19 protein-coding genes are annotated in these 19,967 nt (G+C 33.0%); 1 reads left to right on the top strand and 18 read right to left on the bottom strand.

Features of this window, described 5'->3' with window-relative positions; translation table 11 throughout:
• Position 1: 1 nt before the first annotated feature.
• The 14 genes from BSF42_RS17095 to BSF42_RS17030 form a co-directional block, all read right to left on the bottom strand.
• Positions 2–1,075, bottom strand: a complete 1,074-nt coding sequence (locus tag BSF42_RS17095) for a glycosyltransferase (protein WP_095954313.1) — start codon at positions 1,073–1,075, stop codon at positions 2–4.
• A complete protein-coding gene (locus BSF42_RS17090; protein ID WP_172426715.1) occupies positions 1,072–2,244 on the bottom strand; it encodes a glycosyltransferase in 1,173 nt (390 codons plus the stop codon). The genes BSF42_RS17095 and BSF42_RS17090 overlap by 4 nt, the downstream gene beginning before the upstream one ends.
• Entirely contained in the window at positions 2,241–3,539 is a 1,299-nt protein-coding gene (locus BSF42_RS17085; RefSeq protein ID WP_095954311.1) for a hypothetical protein, read from the bottom strand. Before BSF42_RS17085 ends, BSF42_RS17090 begins: the two co-directional genes overlap by 4 nt.
• A gap of 6 nt (positions 3,540–3,545) precedes the next feature.
• Positions 3,546–4,787, bottom strand: a complete 1,242-nt coding sequence (locus BSF42_RS17080) for a glycosyltransferase family 4 protein (protein ID WP_095954310.1) — start codon at positions 4,785–4,787, stop codon at positions 3,546–3,548.
• Entirely contained in the window at positions 4,784–5,866 is a 1,083-nt protein-coding gene (locus BSF42_RS17075) for a glycosyltransferase (protein WP_095954309.1), read from the bottom strand. The genes BSF42_RS17080 and BSF42_RS17075 overlap by 4 nt, the downstream gene beginning before the upstream one ends.
• Positions 5,863–6,840: an exostosin family protein gene (locus tag BSF42_RS17070; RefSeq protein WP_095954308.1), complete on the bottom strand. Its 978-nt coding sequence runs from the start codon at positions 6,838–6,840 to the stop codon at positions 5,863–5,865. Before BSF42_RS17070 ends, BSF42_RS17075 begins: the two co-directional genes overlap by 4 nt.
• A gap of 59 nt (positions 6,841–6,899) precedes the next feature.
• Complete coding sequence (locus BSF42_RS17065) at positions 6,900–7,871, bottom strand: hypothetical protein (protein WP_095954307.1); 972 nt, start codon at positions 7,869–7,871, stop codon at positions 6,900–6,902.
• Between the two features lie 3 nt (positions 7,872–7,874).
• Positions 7,875–8,447, bottom strand: a complete 573-nt coding sequence (locus BSF42_RS17060; RefSeq protein ID WP_095954306.1) for a DapH/DapD/GlmU-related protein — start codon at positions 8,445–8,447, stop codon at positions 7,875–7,877.
• A complete protein-coding gene (locus tag BSF42_RS17055) occupies positions 8,440–9,735 on the bottom strand; it encodes a polysaccharide biosynthesis protein (protein WP_095954305.1) in 1,296 nt (431 codons plus the stop codon). The genes BSF42_RS17060 and BSF42_RS17055 overlap by 8 nt, the downstream gene beginning before the upstream one ends.
• 51 nt (positions 9,736–9,786) lie before the next feature.
• On the bottom strand, positions 9,787–11,199 hold the full coding sequence (locus tag BSF42_RS17050) for a UDP-glucose 6-dehydrogenase (protein WP_095954304.1): 1,413 nt from the start codon (positions 11,197–11,199) through the stop codon (positions 9,787–9,789).
• 56 nt (positions 11,200–11,255) lie between these two features.
• Entirely contained in the window at positions 11,256–12,380 is a 1,125-nt protein-coding gene (gene gmd / locus BSF42_RS17045; protein WP_095954303.1) for a GDP-mannose 4,6-dehydratase, read from the bottom strand.
• Between the two features lie 105 nt (positions 12,381–12,485).
• Positions 12,486–13,439, bottom strand: a complete 954-nt coding sequence (locus tag BSF42_RS17040) for a GDP-L-fucose synthase (protein ID WP_095954302.1) — start codon at positions 13,437–13,439, stop codon at positions 12,486–12,488.
• A gap of 56 nt (positions 13,440–13,495) precedes the next feature.
• Positions 13,496–14,497, bottom strand: a complete 1,002-nt coding sequence (locus BSF42_RS17035; protein ID WP_095954301.1) for a mannose-1-phosphate guanylyltransferase — start codon at positions 14,495–14,497, stop codon at positions 13,496–13,498.
• The gene (locus BSF42_RS17030) at positions 14,487–14,921 is read right to left on the bottom strand and encodes an adenylyltransferase/cytidyltransferase family protein (RefSeq protein WP_095954300.1); all 435 of its coding nucleotides are present in this window, start codon (positions 14,919–14,921) and stop codon (positions 14,487–14,489) included. The genes BSF42_RS17035 and BSF42_RS17030 overlap by 11 nt, the downstream gene beginning before the upstream one ends.
• A gap of 601 nt (positions 14,922–15,522) precedes the next feature.
• On the opposite strand from BSF42_RS17030, the gene BSF42_RS17025 reads away from it, so the two are divergent.
• Positions 15,523–15,993: a UpxY family transcription antiterminator gene (locus BSF42_RS17025; protein ID WP_095954419.1), complete on the top strand. Its 471-nt coding sequence runs from the start codon at positions 15,523–15,525 to the stop codon at positions 15,991–15,993.
• 74 nt (positions 15,994–16,067) lie between these two features.
• On the opposite strand, the gene BSF42_RS17020 is transcribed toward BSF42_RS17025, so the two are convergent.
• The 4 genes from BSF42_RS17020 to BSF42_RS17005 all read right to left on the bottom strand — a co-directional run bounded on the left by BSF42_RS17020 (position 16,068) and on the right by BSF42_RS17005 (position 19,949).
• A complete protein-coding gene (locus BSF42_RS17020; protein ID WP_095954299.1) occupies positions 16,068–16,271 on the bottom strand; it encodes a helix-turn-helix domain-containing protein in 204 nt (67 codons plus the stop codon).
• A gap of 75 nt (positions 16,272–16,346) precedes the next feature.
• On the bottom strand, positions 16,347–16,577 hold the full coding sequence (locus BSF42_RS17015) for a helix-turn-helix transcriptional regulator (RefSeq protein WP_095954298.1): 231 nt from the start codon (positions 16,575–16,577) through the stop codon (positions 16,347–16,349).
• A 538-nt stretch (positions 16,578–17,115) separates the two neighbouring features.
• The gene (locus BSF42_RS17010; RefSeq protein WP_095954297.1) at positions 17,116–19,299 is read right to left on the bottom strand and encodes a hypothetical protein; all 2,184 of its coding nucleotides are present in this window, start codon (positions 19,297–19,299) and stop codon (positions 17,116–17,118) included.
• On the bottom strand, positions 19,296–19,949 hold the full coding sequence (locus BSF42_RS17005) for a hypothetical protein (protein ID WP_141248472.1): 654 nt from the start codon (positions 19,947–19,949) through the stop codon (positions 19,296–19,298). Before BSF42_RS17005 ends, BSF42_RS17010 begins: the two co-directional genes overlap by 4 nt.
• Positions 19,950–19,967: the final 18 nt, after the last annotated feature.

Here is a 19,967-nt window from a genome sequence, read left to right as displayed (position 1 = left end):
CTTAAATGGTATTATATAATTCAATCATATTTTTTCCTATTGCTTTTATGTCGTATTTTTCTTTGACTATATTTTTACCATTACTTCCCATTTGCTTCAACTCATCTATCGATGTATTAAAGACGTTTAATAATGTTGCTTTTAAATTTTCAACCGATAAATCAATCCACCAGCCGCAATTGTAATTTTCCAAATCCTGCCAAGGTGTTCCCGTTGTTGTAATTACTGGAACGCCTACTGCTAATGCTTCGGCTACTACTATACCAAAATTTTCACTATGTGTTGGCAGAACCATTACATCTGCCGAACGGAGAAAATTCCATTTTTCTTCTTCATAAAGAGCACCAACAAAACGTACATTTTCAAGATCCTGAGCGCTCTGGATTAAACTCACTATATAATCTTCGTCTCCGTTCCCGGCAATTTCAAGGTTCCAGTCTTTAGTGTCACAATTTCGCCAGGCTTCTAACAATATTTCAATGCCTTTTTTGGGATGAATGCGAGATAGAAAAACCATTTTACGAGTTCCGTACTCTTCTTTACTGCTTACTGATTCACTTAAATCAATGCCATTAGGAATGATTGTAATATTGTTACTAAATTTTAGTTTTCGAATACTGTCTTTTTCCATCTGGGCAGTGGCATGAATATGGTCTACTTTCTTAATTGCCTTATTCTGAAATAAGAAAAGTGCAATTTTTTTTTTCAAAGGATTGTGCTGAATTATCCAAGATTCTAGCATACCGTGAGGAGACAAAACAACTTTTATTTTTAACTGCTGTGCTGCTTTCTGAAAACCCCAATTTTGCGGGCTCCAGATTCCATTAATATGTACAACATCTGGTTTTTCATTTTGAAGGAAAACACGAAATTCTTTTATTAAAGAAAACCAACGCAATAAGTTTCCATCGAAAAACTTTATCGAAACTCCATCTATATTTATAGGCTGTTTAGAAATTCCTGTCGCGATTATAAAGGAGGTGTCTTTATTTAAAGCTTTACTCAAAAGACGCATATACTCTGTGGTGCCGCCACCGCTTTTATCAATACTGGCTATATAGTGAACTACTTTCATTTATCTTGTAAAATTTCTTGGTAAATGGCTTCTATTGAATCAACAAAACCTTGTGCTGAAAATTCTTTTGAACGCAAAATTGATTTACAGACAGCGTCTCTTCTTTCTTTTGGACTAAAATGAATTACTCTTTCCAACTCTTTGGAAGTAATCATTTTCCAGTCTAATAATTTTTCTGAATCATTAGGTTTTTTTGGAATATAAAAACCTGCATCTGCAGCTACTTCTTTCATTGGGTCTTCATCAGTTGTAATTACTAAACTTCCTGAAGCCATCGCTTCCACTATAGGCCATCCAAAGCCCTCGTATAATGATGGAAAAAGCATAACAGCAGCGCCTTGATATAACTGCTGCAATTGCAAATCGTCACTATTATTTATAAAATAAATAGATTGAGATGCTATGGACTTTTCTTTAAAGGCAATCATTTCTTTTGTAGGAGATTCTCCAGCCAAAATCAATGGTATTTCGACTTTAAAATCTTTAACCAATTGGTCGTAAATTTCAAGAACTCCCAATTTATTTTTATAAAAAGCATTACCGCCAACATGCAGAATATATCCTTCAGATAAATCGATATTATATTGATTTGACAATTTCTCTCTCACAGTATGATAGTCTTTTGCCGGCTCAAAGTTTTGATTCATTCCATTATATACCACTCTGGATACTTCTGGATTTTTTTCTAATAAAGCGTGTAAGTCAACTTGCGTTTTTTTAGAAATTGATATAAAGTTTCTCGCTTTTCTATATCCCGAAAAAATAAATTTCTGATAGTATTTTCCAGTTACTCCTGTTTTATTTTCCTGTAACAGACCAAATGCTGATTTTTGCGCCAAAAAATCATGGCAGTGTACGACATGATATCTTTTTTGTACCAGAGGCACCCATGGCCCCAAAGCATTGTCCGAAAAAACAAAGAGTGTTTCTTTAGAGCAATTCAATAATCTCAATTTGACTTCAATTGGAAAAATAACATACTGATCCATATAACCAAACCACTTTTCGAGAATTGGCTTTTTAAAAGAAAGTTTGAAAAAAAAAGCTTTTGGACTCCATACTGTCAAGTCGTGTCCTTTTTGTTTCATTCCCGCAGTAATCATTTGAGCAAATCGAGGCATGCTTTTATGACCTAAAAAAGACGGATGCGTAAATAATATTATTTTCATTTTTCTGTTTTCAAATTCATATTTAAACTCGCCGCTAAAAGACCTACTGTAAGAACAGAACAACCTAACATACTTGGCTGTGCCCATTGTCCTAAAACAATTAGATACAATGCTGTTCCACAAAGTGTTAATGGTAATATTTTATCTTCTTGGGGCAGTCTTATCGATTTTAAAAACAAATTAACTGCCAAAACCAATCTTAAGAAAATTAGTCCACCTCCTAAAAGAAGACCTTGTTCCCCGCCGACTCTTCCTAACTCATCTTCAGCAATTAAAAAAGTATTGCTTCCAGACAACATCTGCGCACCTGCATTAGTACCCATTCCTAATTTACCAACAAACAATGGCAGGTTTAACAGGTTTACTATTGGCCTAACAAAATCGCCAAGAATTCTTGAGAAGAAAGACTCCTCAAATCCACCGCTTTGACCGCTCGCAGTATCAACCCTGCTCATAAAAACCTCTGTTCCTAAATTAAAAACTGTTGTGGTACTTTGTAAAACAGCGAACAAACCAAACAATACAACAATTGTCAAAACCACTTTCATTATCTTCTTAAAACTTGTTGCAGAACCAATAAAAGCAAAAACGCCTACTAAAATAACTCCTCCAACGGCAGTTCTGCTTACTGTTAAAGGCAGACTGAATATTAATGCTAGTGTACTGGTGTAAAGCAGAATCTTAGAAACAGGCTCTTTTGATAACCAAAAATAAAAGACAAAAACGGAAGCTGTAATGTAAAAAGAGGCAAGTCCTGTAATAAATGAGAAAGTACCCGGAGGCCTAAAATATCCCATTGCACCCGAAAAGCCAGCGCTTCCTTCTCCTCCTATACCTCTATTTATAAAAGCCGTCTGAGGACTTATAAATTGCAGGTAAACAATTACTGTCATCGCGATATTTGCTGCTAATAATGCATAACCCATTTTTAGAATATCTTGTTTTGTAAAAACAGCGCCAATAATAAAAATTAAAGGAAAATGAAGCAGCATTATACGTGCGCCATAAACTCCGACAAACAAATTACCATGACCAAAAGTAAGTGTGACAATTAATGCTAGAAGTGTTATGATGAAAGAGGAAACTACATATCCATTTAAAAATTTCACATTTAGATAAATAGCTCTAGCGATTATAAATATTGCGATAGGGTCACGTACAATAAGCAATGGAGTCGCTAAACTCGGAAGAACCCATTTACGCAGTGCTCCTTCAAAAATCCACAAGAAAAAATACAGCCATATCGCTATTTTTATCGAGCCCAATTTTTTACTATTATTGCTGTTATCTTTCATTTCTAACTAATTGCTTTTAGAGCTTAAAACATTATAAATTTTATCGGCATAGCTGTCCCAGCTGTAAGTATCTGCTAGTTGTTTGGCATTTTTACCCATTTGAAAAATTTTATCTCTATGTTTTAAAAACCAATTTATTTTTTCTGCAATAGCTTCTGGATTTCTAATTGGAACCAAAAAGCCTGTTTCTTCGCTTATTACTAAATCTTCTGCTCCTGTATTTGCTGTAATAATTATTGGCAGACCTTGACTCATTGCTTCTTGAATTACTAAAGCCCTGCCTTCAACAATAGAAGGAAGACAAAAAACATCACAGGATTTCATCAATTCTAAAACTAGATCATGTGATCTTGTAGGCTCATAAGTAAATTGTAACTGGTCGTCATAAAAAGAAAGCGGTGCGGCTAGTGAACCTAGAACTACTAATTCAACTTTTGAAGAATCGACTAATTTTATCGCGTCAAATAAATCACTTAAGCCTTTGCGCTGCGTCATTGAACCTACAAATAAAACTCTGAGTTTTTTGTCAGCGTCCTTTTCTTCCAAATCAAATTGAACGGATGAAAATGGAGTTCCAAAAGGAGATTGGATTATTTTCTTTCCCTTTGCCCAATTAGGAAGTGATTGCCGTACAAAATCACTTGCAACAATTATTGTGTCTGCTAATTCTAATTCTTTTCTTTTTCTTTCTAATTTTTGAACGCTATCATTAATTCCGCCGCCCAATGTAAAAGCCCAATTTGGTTTTCTAGCAGCTTCTTCACGCAATAATTCTTGCAAAAGAGTATGATAGGCAATTGGTAAATCATAAATACATTCTAAGCCTAATTTCTTAGCGGCAGTAAAAGTTTCTAAAGCCCCATCTTCATAAGCATAAACAGCAGTTAATCCATTTTTTTTTGCATTTAGAAGTTTTTTTGAAATTTTTTTATCTAAATTTTGATAGATTCTGTCTACACAAAAAAAACCAGTTTCTGATTTGATTAAAGAACTTAGGCTTAATTTGGAAGCTACCATTCTGCCCAATTCTTGTATCGGATAAACTTCTGTATAAGCCTGTAATCCAGAATCAAAAGAACGTCTTCTTATATCTCCCAAACCTTTTAAATTTGCTATTTTATGCCAAAAATTATTGGGAAAAACAGCAATTGAAGTATGAAATTGATATAGAACCCCCTGAGTTAAAAACCCTTTTGCAATAGCACGTACATTACTGTTTCCTGAAGGATGATAAATAAGAATTTTCATGAGATGGATATTGATTTTATAAACTGATCTGCCAAAGAATTTAAATCAAAAACTTGAACCGTAATTGGGTTTAATTTCAAATTGTTTTTCTCGTATTTAATAATGTTTGGTACATTGTAATGTCCTTTTGTAGGTGTCCATTCGCGAGAAACACAAATAGTATTTAACTGATGTTCTTTGTACGCTGCAAAAACACCGCTTTTTTCGGTTTGGAAATAGGGCGTTGTCGATATTCCGAAATCGCTGTCAATTAGTACCTGAGAAATTACAGTTTCAGGCTGTATACCCATTACTTCGTATTCTATACCTATATTTTCTAATATATTTATATAGTTAAAAAGTTCAGCACCATTTTTTCCGATAAAAACAAATTTTATCGGTTTGCCTAAATTGCTTTTAAGACTTGCTACATCACTTATAAAATCTTTAAAAAAAGCGCCTGGATGAATTGTCCCGAACAATACTAGTTGAGTAAATTTATTCTGTTTACTCTTAACAGCTGTAACAGGTATGTTGCCGCAAATGGGTAAAATGTCTGCCTCTATATTATGAGATTGAAGAAAATACTGGTAAAGCTTATTCTGTGTATTCACATAGTAAGGATTGGTACTGTTAATTACTTTTTTGACAATCCACTGCTGTACTTTACCAATACATTTATGTTTAAATGAAGACTCGGTATCAATTCCCAGCCATAATTCATGAAACATAATATGCCATTTGTGATTTCCTTGTAATTTTTTTAAAAAAGATGGAAGCCAAAAAGGCAGTCCTTTTGGATTAAAACTATAGGGCACATATTGTAGAGAAATCCATTGTGGTTTAAAATTATTTACAACATGTTGCGTCAATTTTAGTCTTTGGAGATTTGTAGCTGCCAAAGGAATTCGATTTACGCTGACTTTGGTTCCTTCAATTTCCTGAAATTCTGACAAAAAAGAAACAGCCTGATGATCACACAACGATAATATGTTTACTACATGTCCTATTCTAATAAGTTCCCCGCATAAGCGGCGTGCATAATCTCCGACACCATCTTTTCCTGGTTCGAGAGATCCACAGATGAAAAGAATTTTCATTTTATATATTTATTTTTATAATATCTCAAGAGATTCCGAAAATGAAAAGGTTCAAAAAACCTTAAATACTCAATTAAATAATCACGATAAGAAAGGTCGTTTCTTAAAGCATGTAATTTGGCTGCCGCATTTGAAAGGAAATGAAACTGATTTTCAAATGACATATATTTTTCGTAGTTCTTTCTTGCATTTATTCCCAATTCCAAACATTCTTCTTCTCTGCTTTTAAGGATATTTTCAATTTGATCTACGTCTTTTTCTTTGATTCGAATAGAACAAGTTTCCCAATCAATCTCTTCACATTCTACCCATTCATCTGAAATTATTACTGGGGCAATTCCCATTTTCATACTTTCATATTGTCTGTAAGAACTTGGACCGATACCGCGCGGGCATAATATGAATTTACTTTGAAATAAAATTTCAGCGTATTTTTCAAAATACTTGTTGCGGTCTTCCTCGTTTAATTCCCAAGAATTGTAATCTTTGGTATCATGTATATTTTCATCTCCATTAAAACGCTTAATTATTTCTTCTCTTACTGCAGGATAAGTTCTGGAAGCTCCCATAAAAGAAAATAAATATTTCTTTTTGTCTATTTTATCAGGAATATATTGAATGTACGGGTTTGTCGAAATCTGCTCCAAATAATGATAGGGATGATGCATTTTTTTATTAAAACTCGAATTGCAGACTGATGGCGAAATAGTTGGCATCAGCGTTAAATGTTCATCACTATCATGATACAAATAGCATTTCTTTTTATATAATTTATATATTGGGTGTTTTAATACTTTAAAAAAATAAGGGTCATCGCCTGGATGGTGTTCGACAAAGATTATAAGATCTGCTGACTCAGGATTATCTGCTAAAACATATTTTTTAAATGGATCGTACTGGCTCGATTTTTTTAAATTTTGAAATGCAAAATTATACTGGCTTTCATCATAGGCGGATAAAATATATACTTTCATAAAATATATTTTTGTTAAATCAATTTATAAACACAATATTCTCGAAAGAAGGTATTCTTTTAGGCTTTATAAAATCTTCCGATAAACTTAGCTGCTTTAATACTTGCCTTTTTTTGACTAATTTTCCATTTAGAATGTGCTGTTATCGGACTGTTTGTATTTTCCCAATAAACAACATCTTCTTTTCTAGGTATTCTTCCACTTAAGGCTCTTACAAAATGTCTTGTTTTCCAAGGTTTAGGACTTCCTAATGCATGATACATTGTTATATGTTTCGATTCAAACCCCATTCCTTCTTTTCCGAGATAGCTGACGTTTTCGGGATAGGCTTCAATAGCAGCATTAAGAGCATCTTGATCTGATTTATCAAAAATGGTAAAACCTTCCATTTTCAATATTGTTGAATTGTAACTTTGATTTGAAAATATAGAATTCTCTAAACCTCCTATTGCAGCTGCCATATGTTTTTGAAGCTGCACCCACAAAGTCACAAAATTAATGTCTTTTTTAAGAAGGCCTATAAAACCACCATTGACATATATTTGATTTTTATATTGTAATTCGATGTTGTATTTTTTAAAGTATTTTCTCCAGCCCATTCTTCGGGGATGAAATTCCTGAAAAGGAGAATCAACATCTTCACAAAGTGCTACACCGCAATTAACCCATTGTTCAAAACAAGTCCATGAATCATTAACCACAATATCTGGATCAAAATAAAATAATGCTTCAGCGTTTTTAGCGGGACCTTCCCATAAATCCAGCATAAAATCTGGTTTATAATTTGTTAGACTATATGTAGTATCTAAGAGTAAAAAAATAAGCTGAATACCTTCAGTTGGAATGAATGTAACTGCTTCTTTCCATTTTCCAATAGATTCTCGTCTTCCATTTTGTGCCCAATTAGGTAATTCTCCACGATAACCTACATAAATGATTCCACGAAATCCTTGATTATACAGCGAATTTGAAAGTGAAGCAACTCCATAATGGTAATGTCCCTCGAATAAGGTGCAAATAGATGAAACCATATTTTATATTCTTTTTTTTATGAAACGTGCGGGTACTCCCGCCCAAACTTCATTCGCGGGTATAGATTTATTTACTACTGAACCTGCCGCTATTATAGAGCCTTTACCTATTGTAACTCCTTGTAATATAACGCATGAAGTTCCAATCCAGACATCATCTTCTAAAATTACTGGTTCGCTGGTTGTTGGCTGCGTATTAATATTGGCATTACTTTTATATTCATGTCCAGTATTATTTATAGTTGTTTTACTTGCAATGAGACAGTTGTTTCCAATTATGATTTTTTCATTGCAGACAAATTCGCAGGCATGACCAATAAATACTTTATTGCCTAATTTTATGTAACAATTATCATTAAAAGGATGCCATATCCTAAAATCGACACCCTTTTGTATTTCACATTCACGACCTAGTAATAATTTGTTGGGCCAATTGCAGGTAACACTTTCTATTTTTGAATCCCTCCCTCCCTGCAGTCCTCTAATTTTCAGGAGAAAAAACGAGAATGAGTAGCTGATACTACTAATTTTATTATAGATCAACGCGACTTTACTGGGATGCTTCGTATTATTCATTTTTGACAAGAAGAATATTATAGGTACAAAACAAAACTGTTTGAATTAATGCAACTAATCCTAAAACAATATTGAAATACAAAACACCTCTCAAACTACCTAAATCCAGCATACCTGCAGATATAATAATGGCCAGTAAATTAATAAGTATTAGTGCAATAGGCGACATAGCCCAGCCTCGTGAACTGTATAAGTTAAAAACAATTCCTCCTAATAATCCAATGCAGCTGCTAACGATACTTAGTAATAGTTCAAATGGAAGTCCTTTGTAAGCATCACCAAGCAGCCATAAAATTGGCGTTGGCAATAAATAAACTATAAGAACAATTATACTTAACAGAATAATCAAAAGTCCCATTATTTGAAAAAAACGTTTCAGTAATAGATATTTATTTGATGTTAATTTTGCAAAACGAGGGATAATTAATGTTGCAATTATTGCACTAAAAATAGACAGCATTACGCTCAATCTGCTCAAAGCGCCCAATTGTGCCAAGGAAGTTGTATTTCCAAAAATAGAAATCAACCAAATAGTAATCTGCCCAGATAGGCAATAATAAATAGAGGTAGGTAAAATACGTTTTACTAAATGTATAATTTCTTTTCTAACTTCTATATCCGTTTGTTGCTCTTTAGCAGCCATAGTGTAAACAATTTTTCTTAAACCAATATTTCCCCAAATTCTAGGGATTCCTGCAGCTATAACAGCTATGAAGGCCCACGGAAAAATAAACATAGTTAAGCCTGATAATATTAATCTTCCAATTCCGACTTCAATTTGATTTCTTTGTAAAGGCAGAATAGTTTGATTTAATTTTGGAATAATTTCCAATAACGAATCGGACAAAGCAGCATAAAAAGCTGGAATCAATGCTATTGCAATAAGAACCGAAACCATCCAGCTTGCTCCATTATGTAATAAGAGATAAAATAGAATTGGCACAGAGACTAATAAGCTTGCAATTGCAAACTTTTTTCTTAAATCTAAACCCGTTGCTAAAACAATTCCCATTTTTTCTTTATCATCCCAAACTTTTCCTCCTAGAGCCATAACTCCTGTTGTAATACCACCATCGGCAAGAACTGTCATTGTTCCTAACATAGTATTGGCTAAGGTGTAAAAAGCATACTCTTCAACAGGCAGTAAACGGATTATTAAGATCCCAGAAGCAAAACCTAGGGCCTGTATAATAATTTGAGCGCTTCCAGTTATCGAAATTAATTTTCCCCAGTTGATGAACGTATCATACTTTGGATGCTGTTTGAGTCTTATTAAAATATTTTTCAAGTAATGGACGTAAATTGATTAAAAAATAGATTCTTTTTACAATAAATAAGTTTAACCTTTTCCGATTCCTTTAATCTGAAAACCAATTGACGCTAATTTTTCAACATCCAAAATATTACGTCCATCAAATACAAATGCAGGTTTGTACATATTGATATAAATCGAATTCCAATCGTAAGTTTTAAATTCATCCCACTCTGTTAAAACAGCAATTGCGTGCGCTTGATGAACAGCTTCTGTTGGTGCTTGATAGACAAAAACTTGTTTTAATTTTGATTCAATTTTCTGATCTGTAAGTCCTTTTTCTTCCCACAAATAACGCATGTCGGCTTTTATTTTTTCTTCAGAAACTTTAGGGTCGTACACATGAATTTCTGCACCATCTTCTATTAGATGTTCTGCAACATAAATTGCAGCAGATTCTCGAGTGTCGTTAGTATCTTTTTTGAATGCCCAGCCCAAAAATGCTATTTTTTTTCCGCTGACGGTATTAAAAAGGGAAGTAATAATTTTCTTTGCAAATCGGTATTTTTGATAGTCATTTAGAATGATGATCTGTTCCCAGTAATTTGCCACTTCGGGTAAATTAAAATAGCGGCACAAATAGACTAGGTTTAAAATATCTTTTTGGAAACAAGATCCACCAAAACCAACTGAAGCTTTAAGAAACTTAGAACCAATTCTACTATCAGTTCCAATAGCTGTGGCAACCTCATCTACATCTGCTTCTGTGGCTTCGCATAAAGCTGATAGTGCATTAATAGATGAAATTCTCTGCGCTAAAAATGCATTCGCTGTTAATTTTGATAATTCTGACGACCATACATTGGTCGTTAAAATCTGTTCTGGTGAAAGCCAATTTGCGTAAATATCAACTAAAGATTGAATTGCTTTTTGGCCGCTTTCCGTTTGTTTTCCACCAATTAAAACGCGATCAGCATTCAATAAATCATTAATAGCTGTTCCCTCGGCTAAAAACTCAGGATTAGAAAGTACTTCAAACTTGTAACCGTTTCCTGTATGATCTAAAATAGTCTGTAAAGTCTCTGCTGTTCGAACAGGAAGAGTTGATTTTTCAACAATAATTTTATCATTCTTAGCAATTCTGGCTATTTGTCTGGCGCATAATTCTACAAATTTTAGATCTGCGGCCATTCCTTTGCCTTCTCCATAATTTTTTGTTGGAGTATTAACTGCTATAAATATCATATCTGCAGCTTCAATAGCACTATCAACATCAGTAGAAAAGAATAAGTTACGACCTCTCGCTTCGTGAACTACCTCGGCTAATCCGGGCTCATAAACAGGAAGATTATCCAAATCTTCTTCGTTCCAAGCTGCAATACGGCTTTCGTTTAAATCTACAACAGTTACCTTAATTTCTGGACATTTCAATGCAATAACAGACATTGTTGGCCCGCCAACATAACCAGCACCTAAACAGCAAATATTTTTGATTTTCATTTATTTTTTAATTAGAAGGAAAAAAATGTTTGTTTTTAGTCATTTATTTTAATCTGTTATTCGAAGTAATTTAAAACAGTAAAACCACATTCTTTTAAAAGCTGCTCTTTTCTCATCAGCTTTAAATCTGACTGCATCATTTCTTGTACCAATTCAGATAATTCATATTGGCATTCCCAGCCAAGTTTAGTCTTTGCTTTCGTAGGGTCTCCTATCAGCAAATCTACTTCTGTAGGTCTAAAATATTCTGGATCTACTGCTAGAACTTCTTGACCTAGTTCAATCTGATAATCGGGGTTACTGCATGATACTACATACCCTTTTTCATCTATACCTTGACCTATAAATTCTAATTCAATACCAACTTCTTCAAAACTCATTCGTACAAATTCTCGAACAGGAGTAGTTTTTCCAGTGGCAATTACCCAATCTTCAGCTTCTTCGGCTTGCAGTATCATCCACATCATGCGGACATAATCTTTAGCATGTCCCCAATCACGCTGTGCATCCAGATTTCCTAAATATAATTTATCTTGCAGTCCCAAAGCTATTCTTGAAGTAGCTCTTGTAATTTTACGTGTCACAAAAGTTTCTCCTCGAATAGGTGATTCATGATTAAACAAAATACCGTTGCAGGCATACATCCCATAAGCTTCCCTGTAATTTACAGTAATCCAGTAGGCATACATTTTTGCTACAGCATAAGGCGAACGTGGATAAAAAGGAGTGGTTTCTGATTGAGGTACTTCCTGCACTTTGCCATATAACTCTGAAGTTGAGGCTTGATAAATACGAGTCTTTTTTTCTAATCCAAGTAAACGAACCGCATCTAAAAGACGTAATGTTCCTAATGCATCTACATTTCCTGTATATTCTGGCGTTTCAAATGAAACTGCCACATGACTCATAGCTGCTAAATTGTAAATCTCATCAGGCTGAATTTCCTGAATTAAACGAGTTAAATTCGTACTATCGGTCATATCCCCATAGTGCAAAATGAAATTCCTGTTTTTTGTATGAGGATCTTGGTATAAATGATCGATTCGATCGGTATTAAATAAGGAAGAACGTCTTTTTAATCCGTGTACTATATAGCCCTTTTCTAATAAAAATTCACTCAAATAGGCTCCGTCTTGTCCTGTCACTCCCGTAATGAACGCTGTTTTTCTTAATAGAGTCATAATCTAATTATAAGGCACAAAGGCATTATGCTGCAATGTTGCAATGTTTTATAAAGTCTTAACTGTAAAGTTTTTTTGGAGATTTCCAGATTAAAAGAATAACTATTAATAAGTCTTTTCTTTTAAATTTTCAATATTTTCTAGAAACCAATTGTAAGTTTTTTGTATTCCATCTTCTAAATTCACTTGGTGTTTCCAGCCAATATTGTGCATTTTAGAAACATCCATTAATTTTCTAGGTGTTCCATCAGGTTTGCTGTCATCCCAAATAATATCTCCCTTGTGGCCTACAATTTTTTGTATTGCAGCTGCTAAATCTTTAATGGTTAGATCTTCTCCTGTTCCTACATTGTATAAATATCCTGGAAGTCGATTTTCTAAAGCAAAAACTACTGCTTCTGCCATATCATCTACAAACAGAAATTCTCTCATAGGTTTTCCTGTTCCCCAAAGTATTACTGAGGCATTATTGTTTTCTTTGGCTTCATGAAATTTGCGAATCATGGCCGGCAAAACGTGAGAACTATTCAAATCAAAATTGTCATGAATGCCGTATAAATTGGTTGGCATTAAACTCACAAAATCTTTTTTAAACTGTTTACGAATAGCCTGGCATAATTTTACACCAGTGATTTTTGCTAAAGCATACCATTCGTTGGTGCTTTCTAGAGAAGCTGTTAGTAAATACTCTTCCTTTAATGGCTGAATTGCCAATTTTGGGTAAATACAAGAACTTCCTAAAAAGATAAATTTTTCAACACCCAGCTTATGAGCTTCATTAATCAGGTTATTTTGAATCTGCATGTTTTCCATCAAAAATTGATACGGAAAATCATTATTGGCTAAAATTCCGCCCACTTTTGCAGCAGCGTCTATAATGACATTAGGTTTTACCTCTTGAAGAAAATTGCGAACTTCATCTTGTTCTCTTAAATCTAATTCTTTGCTCGAAGCTCCAATAAGATTGTTATAACCTTTTGCTTTTAAGGTTCTCCAAATGGCACTTCCAACCATTCCCTTGTGTCCAGCAATATATATTGCAACATTTTTATCAATCATTGTAGGCACTTTTAAATTTATAGAGACTTCAGATTTTATCTCTTAAGTAGTTCTTTTTATAATAATGGAGAAGCAATAGATTCTAACTGCTGGTAAACTTGTTTTACCTCTTGAGAATTTTCTTTTTGCAAAACCATTAAAGCATCAGTAGTATAAATCAATATGCAGTTTTTAACCCCTATAAAAGTGGTATGCAATGAAGTTCCTATGGCAATGTTTTTATTTGCATCGATTGGATGGCCTTTTTGAACTAAGTAATCGTAAACTGATTCAAAAGATCCCAAATCAGACCATTCAAAATGAGCAGGAACTACTTTAATATCATTACTTCTTTCCATAACAGCGTAATCAATACTTATAGAAGGAATATTCATTGACAAATCGTAATCCAAAAAACCATCTTTATTTACATCCCAAACTGCTTTTGAAGCCCAATAAACTTCAGGTTCCTGCTTTTCGAGCTCAACTAAAAACTTAGCTGCTTTGAAACAAAAAAGACCGCTGTTCCAGAAATAATTTCCTTTTTTTAGATAAGTCTCTGCTGTTTTCGAATTTGGTTTTTCATGAAATGCGATTACATTTTCTTTCTCAAATTCGATATAGCCATAGCCCGTTTCTGGTTTTGTTGGTTTGATTCCAAAAGTTACGAGGTAATTTTGATTAGCCAAGGATATGGCTTGCTGCAGAGCTAGTGTATAGGAATTTTTACCTTCTATTATATGATCTGAGGGAGTAATCAATAAAATATCTTCTGGATCTGATGCAAATGCTGCAAATGCAATCGCTGCCGCCGTATTGCGAGGAACCGCTTCAACAATATGAGTAAAGGGTTTACTGAATTTAGACATAATGACGTTACTCATTTTGTAATTTTCAATATTCCCTACGACTATCGTTTTATTAGAAACATTTATATTACGAACCACCGTTTTTTCAAAGAGTGATTCGCCTTCAAAAAGCTCGAGATATTGCTTTGGCAGTGTTTTTCTGGAAAGCGGCCACAATCTGCTGCCAATTCCACCAGTTAAAAGGACATGAGTAACAGTACTAATTGCCATTCGAATGCATTAAAATTTCTTTTTGATACACTTCATTACGAAGATTAGTGCTCGAAAAACGATGATCTCTAGTATTGAAATACAATTCGATTCCTTTTTCTTCGCAATAAGTTCTACCCGTAAAATCTCTATCCTTATATTCATCACCTACAATACGTACGTCAAGAGTAAAAGATTTTAAAATATCTTCTAAATCTTGTTCTGTAGCGTAAGGAACAATTTCATCAACAAACCTGCATGCTTTCAACTGTATGTAGCGTTCTACTACAGTTTGTGTTGGTTTATTTTTTGTCGGACGATCCAACGTTGGGTCTGTTTGTAGACCAACAATTAAGTAATCACAATGTTGTTTTGCTTCTTCCAGCATTTTAACGTGCCCTGCATGTAACAAATCAAAAGCACTAAAGGTTATTCCTGTTCTCATCTGCTTAATGTTTTAAATTAAAAAATATGTTTGTTAATGTAGAAATGTCTGCGTAAAAATTAAAAACCATTTTATTAGGGTTTCTAAGGTTTTTTTTAAATTTTGAAAAAGGGTTCCCCGTGAATAGTTACACTTTAACTACTCAAAAAAGAAAATTTAATGGCATAAAAAACTAAAATAATTATGGTTTTAGAATATTGTAAAAGACTAAAATTGGCTTGCTTAAAAACAATAAATCTTAGTCAATTATCTGATTTTTCTCTAACAATAATTTAAGATAAAATTATGACAATACAGGAGATGAGAAATTGCATTTTTGTTGCTAAATGTCCTTAATAAGGAAATTTTAGGATAAAAATCGATACTAATTTTAAATGCTCAGAATTAAATTTACTTCTTAGTTTATGCATGAAACCATCTACTACTTTTAATGTGGTTTTCTAGAAACTTACTAATATAATTTACCAGAAAAAAACGCTCCTCTTAATAGAATTAAGTGTTACAATTATCCTTAATAAGGAATGATTTTTTTGAAACAAGAATGAAAAATTTGAATATTTTAAAAAAACTATTTACAAATACGATAAATAAATTAAGGATTATGAAATGGTATGTAGTATATACAAAACCTAAATGGGAAAAAAGAGCAGCAGAACAATTAACTAAGTTTAATATCAATTGTTATTGTCCTGTAATTAAAAAAGTCCAACAAAGATCAGATAGGAAAATAAAGGTAGAAGTGCCATTATTTAATCATTACATATTTGTACAATTGGCAGAAAAGGATCGAAATCTTGTATTTCATTCTCCTGGAGTAGTACGCTTTTTATTTTGGCTGGGAAGACATGCCGTTGTAAAGGACCATGAAATAGAAACCATCAAAGAATGGCTAAATACTGGAGATACTTCTTCAGAAATATCAGTAATGCAATATCAGATTGGAGATCAAATACATTTAAACTCTGGTCCCTTTTGTGACCAGAAGGCCGTGATAAAAGATATTACAAAAACACATTATGTTTTGATCTTAGAATCTTTAGGATATGTTTTAAAAGTAAAACATAAGTCGTAAAAAGAAAAGAGTTTTTTTTTAGACCTTAATCTTAAATAAGAACTCTTTTTGAAAATGATTTGTTGTGAAAAATACTAATTACCTAATTGAAAAATTTGGCTTTTTTTGATTCCTAAAATCTTAACTAACTGATCTAGTTTCGATAATTTGAGATCTACCATTCCTTGTTCAATTTTTTCATATTTCTTGACACTAATTTCCATTTGAATAGCCACATATTCAGGGGTGTGATTATTTTGCAATCGATACTCTCTAATCTTTAAATAGTAACTTTCCATAACTAAATTTTTTATTACTAATTCTAATTTATTTAAGTTTCATTAATATAAACTTTCAATTACCTGAGGGAATTTTTATCTGGTTTCACTAAAAAAAACTGAAACATCGAATTTAAATATGAACTCAATTGAGACTTCTAAAACTTTTGAAATTTCGATTAATTTCGAAACCGTTAAATCGACATCGCCTCTTTCAATTTTACCATAACCACTGGTGCTCATTTTTAACTCAGCAGCTACATACTCTCTAGTGAAATTTTTTAATTCTCTTATCTTTCTAATATTTTCGTATACACTATATTTCATAAAAAGTAAAAAATTTAAATAATTCTTTATTTTAAAATTATTGCAGCAAGATGAATCAATCTCTAAAAAAGAGTAATTTCTATTTTTTATCTTATTTGTAAAAAAAACATCTTTTCACTACAACTATTCAATTATTAACAAGGTTTAAAGCTAAATGACTGTTTTTCTTTATCATTCATTTTAAATTTTGATCAAAAATATATAATGTTTCGACTAATTAATAATAAATCTGTTCAACGGATTTTAAAATCGATAAAATACAACATGTTACATTTTAAGGCTCTCAGATGTGTCTTAGAATGTCATGAAAACCTTATTTTATAAGATAATAATCACGTATTTCTACTTGTTTGCATGGCCTATATTAGGAGATTTCACCAAAAATGAATAAGAAATTTGAATTGTTTGAAAATGAAGTCTTATAAACTTAAAAAAAAGATTTTAGTACATTTTGATAAATAGATAATAATTCTATAAAAAAATAAAGGCTCAGAATAGTTAAACTAATCTGAGCCTTATATCGATGTTTTTATTTTATTTATTGCGTTACCAAAAGCTGCGGATATGCATTTGAAGTTGTATTAATAATAACAGTTGGAACCCCCGCTTTTACATTAACCAATAATTTACTAAGATTTTGATTGGCTAAAAACGTACTGTTTACATAAACAGCAGATTCTAGTCCGTAACCTTGATTCGCTGGAATTACAGTGACAATATTCCCTGTAATTGTTGAGTTTACGATATGATTGTTTAAAGGATTGAATAATACCGGCGAAAATGGCGGAGTATTATCCAAAAATTGACATCCTTCAATATTAGTACTAATTGAATTTATTGTTGAACCAGTAATTCTGTTGTTATATATATTAGAGTTGTATAATGAGAATACATTACTTGTTATAATATTTACTCCAGTATAATTAGTAAAATCACAATTGGCCGCTAAAGGAGCGTTTTGACCTCCTAAAGCAAGTGCTATTTTACCTCCATCAAATTTACAATCTACCCATGCATCTAAATTATCTGCTCTAGTAGCTAACATAGAAACTGCCGTACCGCAGTTAATGAATTGGTTTTTATAAAACATGGTTTTGTCGACAAAACTTGAAGTATCAATATCATTTGCATAAGGAGTAAGAGGATTTTGGAAAAATCCAATATTACAATCAACAAAACCTAAATTATCTAGGAAGTTATTATCAAATCCTCTAATTTGTTTTAACTGTATAGCGTAATTTTGGTTTCTAAAGACAACAAACTTAATGTTTTGATAAGACATGTGCTGTGTTCCATAATCTTGAGATGAATATATTCCAACACTTCCACCCTGAAGAGTCAAATAACTTAATATAAAATTAGCATCCTGACCTCCTGTTAGAGATATTAGAGGAAAATCATCTGTTAGGCCAACTATAACTGTTTTTCCTGTTCCTTGACCTACAATTCCATGATTAGAGTCAATAGGAAGTTTCAATGTCGATCCAATATAAAAAACACCTTCTGGTAATTCCGCAACTCCTTTAGTATTAATTAGATTTTGGATATAACTTGTCTGATCTGGTTTCCCCTCTCTTTCTGCTTTCCAGTTTGCACCTAAAGGGTTTGGTAGTGTTTCCCAAGTCGGCCTATTCCAAGGTGTAAATTTTGTTCCTAAAATAGAATTTGAAATAGTGTTAACCGCTGTACTATTTGACATAGCAGTTGTTTGATCTACTCCATTATACCTTACAGTGTTACTAGCATTTAAATTAGCCTGAAGGTCAAATCCTGTAACTGTTCCTGATTTTCTAACATATGTTCCTCCTCCATTTACCACAAACATATTTGCTCTTACGGATAATGCATCTGTTGGAAGATTCATAGATTTATCTAAGAAGAAAACATTTTCGGCGTCAATATCAAAAGATGGGGTTCTAACAGCAGAATAACTATTCGCGCCATTAAAATCGGTTATTTTTACATTACCAATATTAGTAGCGGTAATCATAGCCTTTGTTCCTTCACCAGTAAGATTCCATCCTTCGGCATCTAAACCAACAAAAGTAAGTGATCGCAAACCATCAATATCCGTTGTATTTCCATGAGGAGTTAAAAAATTGGTATGCAGACTCACATTTCCATAACTAGGAGTACCGCTATTTCCTTTTAAAACAAGCATATTAGAACCTCCTTGCGACTGATGTTTAATTATTTTAGTATTTCTTATGTATCCTGACTGACTGCAGTCAATGCGTATCGGTCCCATAAAATTTATAAAAGAATTATTCTCAAGCGTTACATTTGTGCCTACTAAGGTTGCCCACTTAATAGATTTGAAAGTACAATAAGAAATTACGCCTCCTGACTGCAATGTTATTGTCTGATCTGCTGGAAGCAGTGATTCTAAAACAACTCCCGTACTTCCTGCAGCTATCGTAATATTTGATACTTTATTTAAAGATGCATGTCCATATAGCTTTTGATTACTTTTCATGACAATGTTCACTCCCGAATAATCTCCTTTTTCTAATCGTACAGCTCCGTATTTATCTAAAGCTGACTGAATAGTAGCTTTTTGCGTAAGAGGTAATAAGTACGCTTTAAAATATTCAATCTCTTCAAGCTGGTTATTTACGCCTGGTGCTTCAGGAGTTGTCACAGCAACCTCTTCAATTGCATATTGATAATTTTGCGAAAAAACTGATGTCGAAAAGAGTAAAAAATAAATTAGATGTTTCATTGTCCAGAAATGATATACGAATTTGTACCTATTTTTCTAAGAAATCCAAACCTTACATTCCCAGCTGCACTGGTAAATCTGGCACTTGCACCAGCATTATAATTAATAGTTACGCCAGAAGCAGCTTGTATAGTTAAGATTGCACCATTGTGAGCCTCCAAATTAATAGTCTCACCCACCACCATATTTCCAAAATCAGAAGTTAGTGTTAATATGGCCGATGAAGTACATTCAATTGTATTGTTTATATCTCCTGCCGCAATATTTCTTGATGAAGTAAATGAAACAATTGCAGACCTGAACGGCGTAGATGACGTTCCTCCTGATGTTTTTGCATACAAAGCATAAGGTACACTCAAAAGCTGTGTAACACCTGTAATATTATAATTGGTCCCTCCCTTAACATCCACTTGTGTTTCAATATAATAAGGTCCTTTATCCCAAGCAATTTTACTAAAATCTCCCGTGGCAACTGTTCCTGTCCCAAGTTCAAGAGAAACCAAACCATTAACATTTGTAGTAACAGAATGCGTTTCTTGATAAACATTTGTACCCGTTGCTGCGCCTTGATGAACAACAACTTTAAGGCTTATCCTAGAGTTAACAACTAAGCTATTATCTTGAGCTCGAATAATGGCTTGATAACTCATTTTTTCAGGTGCTTGTGC

Origin of the sequence: Flavobacterium sp. ACN6 (genome assembly GCF_002304005.1) — a bacterium.
GTDB lineage: Bacteria > Bacteroidota > Bacteroidia > Flavobacteriales > Flavobacteriaceae > Flavobacterium.
The sequence above is the reverse complement of the archived record's forward strand: the minus strand, read 5'-3'. Positions and strand labels throughout refer to the sequence as shown.

Coding starts and splice junctions, on each gene's coding strand:
- BSF42_RS17025 (WP_095954419.1), top strand. CDS start 15,523: ATGAAATGGTATGTAGTATATACAAAACCTAAATGGGAAAAAAGAGCA.
- BSF42_RS17010 (WP_095954297.1), bottom strand. CDS start 19,299: ATGAAACATCTAATTTATTTTTTACTCTTTTCGACATCAGTTTTTTCG.
- BSF42_RS17015 (WP_095954298.1), bottom strand. CDS start 16,577: ATGAAATATAGTGTATACGAAAATATTAGAAAGATAAGAGAATTAAAA.
- BSF42_RS17030 (WP_095954300.1), bottom strand. CDS start 14,921: ATGAGAACAGGAATAACCTTTAGTGCTTTTGATTTGTTACATGCAGGG.
- gmd (WP_095954303.1), bottom strand. CDS start 12,380: ATGACTCTATTAAGAAAAACAGCGTTCATTACGGGAGTGACAGGACAA.
- BSF42_RS17065 (WP_095954307.1), bottom strand. CDS start 7,871: ATGGTTTCATCTATTTGCACCTTATTCGAGGGACATTACCATTATGGA.
- BSF42_RS17095 (WP_095954313.1), bottom strand. CDS start 1,075: ATGAAAGTAGTTCACTATATAGCCAGTATTGATAAAAGCGGTGGCGGC.
- BSF42_RS17050 (WP_095954304.1), bottom strand. CDS start 11,199: ATGAAAATCAAAAATATTTGCTGTTTAGGTGCTGGTTATGTTGGCGGG.
- BSF42_RS17080 (WP_095954310.1), bottom strand. CDS start 4,787: ATGAAAATTCTTATTTATCATCCTTCAGGAAACAGTAATGTACGTGCT.
- BSF42_RS17020 (WP_095954299.1), bottom strand. CDS start 16,271: ATGGAAAGTTACTATTTAAAGATTAGAGAGTATCGATTGCAAAATAAT.
- BSF42_RS17070 (WP_095954308.1), bottom strand. CDS start 6,840: ATGAAAGTATATATTTTATCCGCCTATGATGAAAGCCAGTATAATTTT.
- BSF42_RS17005 (WP_141248472.1), bottom strand. CDS start 19,949: ATGAGTTATCAAGCCATTATTCGAGCTCAAGATAATAGCTTAGTTGTT.
- BSF42_RS17060 (WP_095954306.1), bottom strand. CDS start 8,447: ATGAATAATACGAAGCATCCCAGTAAAGTCGCGTTGATCTATAATAAA.
- BSF42_RS17035 (WP_095954301.1), bottom strand. CDS start 14,497: ATGGCAATTAGTACTGTTACTCATGTCCTTTTAACTGGTGGAATTGGC.
- BSF42_RS17075 (WP_095954309.1), bottom strand. CDS start 5,866: ATGAAAATTCTTTTCATCTGTGGATCTCTCGAACCAGGAAAAGATGGT.
- BSF42_RS17090 (WP_172426715.1), bottom strand. CDS start 2,244: ATGAAAATAATATTATTTACGCATCCGTCTTTTTTAGGTCATAAAAGC.
- BSF42_RS17040 (WP_095954302.1), bottom strand. CDS start 13,439: ATGATTGATAAAAATGTTGCAATATATATTGCTGGACACAAGGGAATG.
- BSF42_RS17085 (WP_095954311.1), bottom strand. CDS start 3,539: ATGAAAGATAACAGCAATAATAGTAAAAAATTGGGCTCGATAAAAATA.